The sequence below is a fragment of the Treponema sp. genome (assembly GCF_024696245.1).
GTDB lineage: Bacteria > Spirochaetota > Spirochaetia > Treponematales > Treponemataceae > Treponema_D.
Genome location: NZ_JAILGZ010000147.1, coordinates 21,074 through 27,594, shown reverse-complemented (window position 1 = coordinate 27,594; position 6,521 = coordinate 21,074). Strand labels below are relative to the sequence as shown.

General features: G+C 38.0%; 4 protein-coding genes. All 4 read left to right on the top strand.

Annotated elements, in window-relative coordinates:
* Positions 1-2,400 (top strand): fibronectin type III domain-containing protein (locus K6D58_RS10475; protein WP_296830436.1); only part of this gene is annotated, 2,400 nt, incomplete at its 5' end.
* Positions 2,401-2,500: 100 nt separating this feature from the next.
* Positions 2,501-4,204: an adenylate/guanylate cyclase domain-containing protein gene (locus tag K6D58_RS10470; RefSeq protein WP_296830434.1), complete on the top strand. Its 1,704-nt coding sequence runs from the start codon at positions 2,501-2,503 to the stop codon at positions 4,202-4,204.
* Positions 4,183-5,613 (top strand): hypothetical protein, encoded by a 1,431-nt coding sequence (locus tag K6D58_RS10465; protein WP_296830432.1) that lies wholly within the window; start codon positions 4,183-4,185, stop codon positions 5,611-5,613. Before K6D58_RS10470 ends, K6D58_RS10465 begins: the two co-directional genes overlap by 22 nt.
* A 72-nt stretch (positions 5,614-5,685) precedes the next feature.
* Positions 5,686-6,507, top strand: coding sequence for a Cof-type HAD-IIB family hydrolase (locus tag K6D58_RS10460; RefSeq protein ID WP_296830430.1), 822 nt, complete (start codon positions 5,686-5,688; stop codon positions 6,505-6,507).
* Positions 6,508-6,521 lie beyond the last annotated feature (14 nt).

Sequence of the window (6,521 nt, the reverse complement as noted above, 5' to 3'; positions counted from 1 at the left end):
GATTATGACGGTACAGCCCTTGAATCTGTAACAGCAGAAGCTGGAACAACATCAGCTGACTTTACAAGCCTTTCTGCATCTACAACTTATAGCTTTACAGTAACAGCTTATGATGCCTTTGGTAATTCAACAGCAGTATCTGTAACAGCTAATACTGCAGAGGATACAACTGCACCTGAAGATGTTTCTGGCCTTGCCGCAGCTGCCGGACGCACAAGCGTTACCCTTACATGGACAGCTTCTACAAGTGAAGATGTGTACGCTTATGCAGTTTATGTTGATGATTCAACAGAAGCTTATACAACTGTAACAGATGCAACTGCAACAGTTTCTGACCTTACAACTGATACTGAATATTCATTTACAGTAAAGGCTGTAGACTATGATTCAAATGAAAGTACCGGCGTAAGCGTAACTGCTACACCTGCAATCCCTGCTCCTTCAAATGCAGTTGCAGAAGTAAAATACACAGGTTCAGTTCTTGTAACCTGGGATGACACTACAGCTGTTGAAGATGGAATCACTTACTCTTATACAGTTTCTTGTTCTGATTCAACAGTAGATTCAATTACTGGTGTAATAAGCGGTGAGACAGGTGCTCACTTTACAGACCTTACAGTTGGAACTGCTTACACATTTACTGTAACTCTTGTTGATTCAAATGATGTTACTTGTGGTACAGCAACAACAGACAGTGTTACAGCAGCTACCGTAATCCTTAAGATAGGAAACGGATATAGAGCTAGCGGTACAACAGTTACCCGCTACCTTGCATGGGGATCAAGTTCATCTTCTACAACTTGTTACAACACAGGTGCTGTAGCAGATTCTGCAGAACCAACTGCAAGTTACTGGATTATCCGTCCTGCATTAAGCGGTACAGATGGTTACTTCTCTCTTGAAGCTGCTACAGGTACAACAGGAGTTGGAACTGGTTACTTCCTTTATGTTGATGAAAACGACCGTGACTATGTTGCATATAATGGAACATGGGGTAATGGCGGCTGGTCTAATTATGTAATGGTTGCAACAACAACAGGTGTAGAAAACGACGGTACTTCTTATATTACAGATGCAAGTCAGGCTTCATTCTACTGGGGAACTTCAAGCTGGAATTCTTCATACAGCAGAATGTATTCTGAAAGTATGTCAGGCTACTATGTATGCCATGCTTCCCTTACATTTGGTGTTACAAACTCTTCTTCAGAAGACAGTAATGGATGTGCCGCATTTATAATTGATTCAAGTTCAACAGCTGCTGTTGATTATTATAGTGATGGAGCTCCATCTGCTGTTACAAATCTGGCAGCTGGTACAGCTACAACAACTACAATCCCACTTACATGGACAGATCCATCAAATGCAGATCTTGGCTTTGTAAGAATCAGTTATACAGCAGATTCTGTAACATCAACCGTAGATGTAGATGCCGGAGAAGGTGCTGTAACTCTTAGCGGACTTACAAAGGGTACTTCTTATAGTATTACAGCAACAGCTTATGATGTGTACGGAAATGCTTCTGATGCTACTGATGCCATAACTGCTGAAACTTTGGATTTGACTAATATTCCTACTAATGTTGCTGCAACAGCCCGCTTTACTGGTGAAATTCTTGTAACATGGGATAGAGCAGAAGATGATACAGATTCAAGCTGGCAGTATAAAGTTGAATGTAGTGATGACGATGTTACTGCACAGAGCTTTACAAGTCTTACATCTTATGCCGGAACTTATGCAGATGCAGCAGATGGTGTAGCCCAGTTTACAGGTCTTACAAGTGATACAACATATACATTTACTGTATATGCAAGTGAAGATGGTGAAACATGGAACTCTGATGAAACTGTAAGTGCAACAGCTGCAACAATGACAAAGCAAATCTGGAATACACTGGCATATTCTGGAAGCGGTCAGTATAATTGTGAACTTAACACAACTGGTAGTGCAAATCTTCTTTGCTGTCAGTATTCAACTGGTGGTGGTAATGCAACATGGTATATTTATCCGGCACTTGATGGAACTATTACAGTTACCCATACTGTAACAAACAGTTCATCAGAAACAGTTTCTGCTGATTATGATACTTTCTCTATCTATCATACATCAAAGGGATATGCTACTCTCGCAATTGATTCCATGACCGAAACTTCTGCAACAGCACTTTCAAATTATGTTTCTTGCAGCACTGCTACAACAAGTGATTCAACTGGAGCATCAACCTTCTTCTTTGGATATAATTCTACATCTTCTGCATATACATTAAGACTTAATGTAACAGATGAAAATTATGCCATTGGTTTTGCAAAAACAGGTGATAATGCTACTGAAATTCTTTATTACAATGATGCTACATCTGCAACTTGTGAAAGTTCTGGTTATGCATGGTACTTTTATGAATAATTAGTTTCCCCGTAAACTGATTATGCCCTGCTTCTTGTAAAAAGAGGCAGGGCTTTTTTTATTATTAAATGTGTTATAATTAAAATCTAAGGGGAAAAAAATGTCAAAAAGTCTCTTTCAAAAGGTTGGTAATACAAGAATAATTCCCATTTCCTTAAAGTTAATGGTTATTTTTGTTTCCCTTCTTACTCTTTCTAATTTTGCAACAAACTTTGTTAATTCCTATCTGGCCCGCCGTCAGATTATTAAGCTGAACAATTCAATAATGATTAGCCAGTTAAAGGATATGTATACGGCAGCCGGCAATCAGTATCAGATTTATATGTTTACCGGCAAAAGACAGGATTCAGTTAACTCCATTGCAGACGGAGTAAGCCGGGGATTTGAACTTGAAAACAGTATGGCTCTTGCCTTTAATATAGAAGGAAAAATTCTCTTTGGAGTAAAAAATAATTCTGATCAGGTGATTAATGAAGAAGATAAAATAGATTTTTCTGATCAGGAAGCCCTTTCTGTAATGAATCAAAATCTTGAGTCGGGACATACAGACGGTTCCATAGTTTTTAAAACCGCTGCAGGGGAATACTATGGAGTTTATAAATATCAGCCTGACTGGAAGTGTTTTTTTGTTCGTGCTGAATTAAGAGCCGAAACCATGAAGACAAATCTTTCCCTCTTTGGAATCATTTCTCTTGTAATTGTAGCAATTGTTGTTGTCTTTCTTTTTGCAGGCCTTGCCATGTACCGCCGTATTCTTCAGAATGTACACAAAATTACAGGAGACCTTTATTCAATGCAGCAGGAACAGCAGCTTTCTGTTATAGATTTGTCTCAGTCTCCTAATGATGATGTTACTTATCTTGCGGCAAGTTTTAATTCCCTTTCTTCTACTATTAATAATCTTCTGGGAATATTCCGCAAGTTTGCATCCAGGGACCTTGTGGCCAAAGCTTATAAGGAACACCAGATTAAGCTGGAAGGTAAGGGTAAAAATCTTGTAATGCTTTTTTCTGATATAAAAAGCTTTACCTTCAGAACAGAAACTCTTGGTAACGATATTATTGATTTGCTCAATGTTCATTATGACCAGACAATCAGAAAGGTTCACGAAAATTCCGGAGTAATCGGTTCAATTATTGGAGATGCCATCCTTGCAGTTTTTGGAACACAGAATCAAAAGGGTAAGTCTCTTGAAGCTCTTGAAGCAGCCTGGCAGATAACGGAAGTAACAAAAGAGTTAAGGGAAAAAATGATTGCCCGCAAGGAAGAAATAGAAAAGGAACGTCCCCTTACTGAATCAGAAGAAAAAGTATTTAAGGCAGTTCTTATTGATATTGGTGTAGGAATTGACGGAGGTAATGTTTTCTACGGAAACATTGGTTCTGACGAACATATGACAAATACAGTTATTGGAGACAATGTAAATTCAGCCAGCCGTCTTGAAGGCCTTACAAGAATCTATCATCTTCCTGTAATTGTTTCTCAATACATAAAGACAGAAGTAGAAGAAGCTGAACCTGAAAAATATATTTTTTACGAAATTGATATGGTTCAGGTTAAAGGAAAAACTGAAGGCAAGAGAATATACTTTCCTGCAAGAAGTGATCAGTTAACAGAGGAAGAAAAAAATACTTTTGATCAGTATGAAAAAGCCCTGAATTTTTATTATCAGGGAGACTGGACTAAAGCAAAGGCAGAGTTTAAGAAATGTTCCCTTGAAACATCGCAGGTATTTATAGAAAGAATGGAATCTTCTTCCTGCCCTAAAAACTGGAGTGGTATATGGACAATGCAGACAAAATAAATAAAAGTCAGATTCACAGGGAAGTAGAATTATTTTTAGGGGATGAATTAAAAAAGAAAAAATCCCAGCCTCCAGTTTCTTACAATCTGGAGGAAGAATATGCAAAGACTAAAAAAAACAGAAAGCTTTTTGTATGGGTTTTACTTGGCCTTTGTTTCTTTTTAGTTGGTACGGGAACCCTTACAACTTTTGCTGTCCTTCTTAATTCCAACGAAAAAATTAAAATTAATATAGATACTTTTGATGACCTTAATCTGCGCTCCCTTCTTAATAATGTAGGCAGGGTTCAGCTTATGTATGAAAGTGCAGTAAGAAATAAAGCTGCCCTGGAACAAAACTACGCAGAAGAGATTTCTTTTCTTGAACAGAAAAGAAAAGCAGACCTTCATTTAATTGAATCTGTTCAGGCTGTTTCTTCCAGGGAATATGTCCGCAAACAGAAGGCTGCTGCAGAAAAGGAATATGCAGACAATCTTGCAGTCTTAAAAAAAGAGTACGAAGAAAAATTAATTAAGGCAGAAGAAGAAATAAAAAAATATCAGGAACAGATAAAGAAGTATGATGCAGAAGAAGTAGATAAGGCAAAAAATGCAGAAGCTTCCCTTGATTCAACCAAGCAGCTTCATGATATGCAGATGAAAAGCCAGATAGATGCCTACGAAAGTAAGATTTTAGAATTAAGGCAGCGTCTTGCCCAGCAGCAGAAAGAGGCAGCAGAAGAACAGAAAAATGCCGTTGAGCAGGTAAGAAAAATCTATCAGGCAAAGATTGACCTTCTTGATCCTGCAGCCAGGGAAGAAAGTGCAGAACAGGATAAAATAATTACAGCAGCAGGAATTACTTCCAATGCTTCCAGAAGTTCAACCTGGGCTGACTTTAATAAGCTTACCCTTTCAAAAGATAATTACGGACTTAAAAATTCAAAATCTGAATTTGCTGATAGTGTAGACGCAGCCCTTTCTGAATTTAACAGTCTAAAAACAATCGCAGGAAGATTTGAACCTATGCCTATGGAAAAATCCATTAAGGATTATGTTCCGGCTATGGTAAATCAGACTTATCAGATTGCAGATTCCCTTTCTAAAAGCGGAGCATCTGCCGCCCGACAATTGGATACCCTTTACGAATTTGCAGAAAAGGAACTGGATTCTTCTTCTATGGACGGGCTTTTAACAGATTCTTTTGATTCAACTCAAATGACTGCCTATATAAGAGAAGATTCCCGTAAATTAATCCCGGAATCTTCTGCCTTTACAGTAGGGATTTATCAGGGGTCAAAAGAGTATGCAAAGGGAAAGCTTACTTTTGCAAACAATTCCTATAAGGTAAGCCTTCTTTCTGATTCAGAAGGGGGAACTTATTCCGGAAAGGTTACTCCCGGCAGCAGAATTAAGATAATTGAAGAATAATTTATTTGATTTACGGGTGCTTAATTTTTCCAAAATATGATAGAATCCAGAAGCTAAGGAAGGTCTCGTATTATGGAAAAATTAAATCCAAAACTTATAGCTCTGGATCTGGATGATACACTCCTTGATAAAAACACTCAGATTCCGGAAGAAAATGTAAAGGCACTCCAGCAGTGTGCTCAGAAAGGTATATATGTTGTTTTGTGCTCCGGTCGTGCAGAAGAAGGAATCCTGCCTTTTGTCCGCAAGCTTGATATTGCCGGAAGTCAGGCCGGCCGTTTTTTAATTGCAATTAATGGTTGTTCAGTTTTTGATCTTCATTTAAGACAGCAGATTTATAAAAAAACTGTAGATGCTGATGTTCTTTTAAGGGCAGACCAGCTTGCAACAGAAAATGGTCTTGATACAGAAGTTTATTCTCCTGATACAATTTTTTATGCAAAAGAAACAAAATGGACCCGTCTTGATGTAGATTTATGTCACGTAAAGGGTGAGATAATAGAAGATTATAAAAACTTTCTTAAAAAAGGCTTTCCTAAAATGCTTATTCCTGGTGAGCCTGAAAAAGTTGCTGTGTTGCAGGATAAATTAAAGGCAGAATTTGGAGACAGGGCTGTTATTTTTACAAGTAAGCCTTTTTTCCTGGAACTTCTTCCTCCAGCCTGTGGTAAGGGTGAAGCAATTGAATACCTTTGCAGTCATTTAGGTTTTGGTATAGAAGAGGCAATGTGTTTTGGTGACAGCATGAATGACGAGAGCATGATCCGTAAGTGCGGTTATGGTGTTGCCATGTGCAATGGTCTTGATTATATAAAGAATATTGCTGATTATGTTACTGAAGATGATAATAACTCCGGTGGAGTAGGTCGTTTTATTCAGAAATACGTTCTGTAAATTAATTTAGTTCA

What these genes read in the sequence shown, in the direction of transcription:
- K6D58_RS10470 (WP_296830434.1), top strand. Translation starts at nt 2,501, where the DNA reads ATGTCAAAAAGTCTCTTTCAAAAGGTTGGTAATACAAGAATAATTCCC.
- K6D58_RS10465 (WP_296830432.1), top strand. Translation starts at nt 4,183, where the DNA reads ATGGACAATGCAGACAAAATAAATAAAAGTCAGATTCACAGGGAAGTA.
- K6D58_RS10460 (WP_296830430.1), top strand. Translation starts at nt 5,686, where the DNA reads ATGGAAAAATTAAATCCAAAACTTATAGCTCTGGATCTGGATGATACA.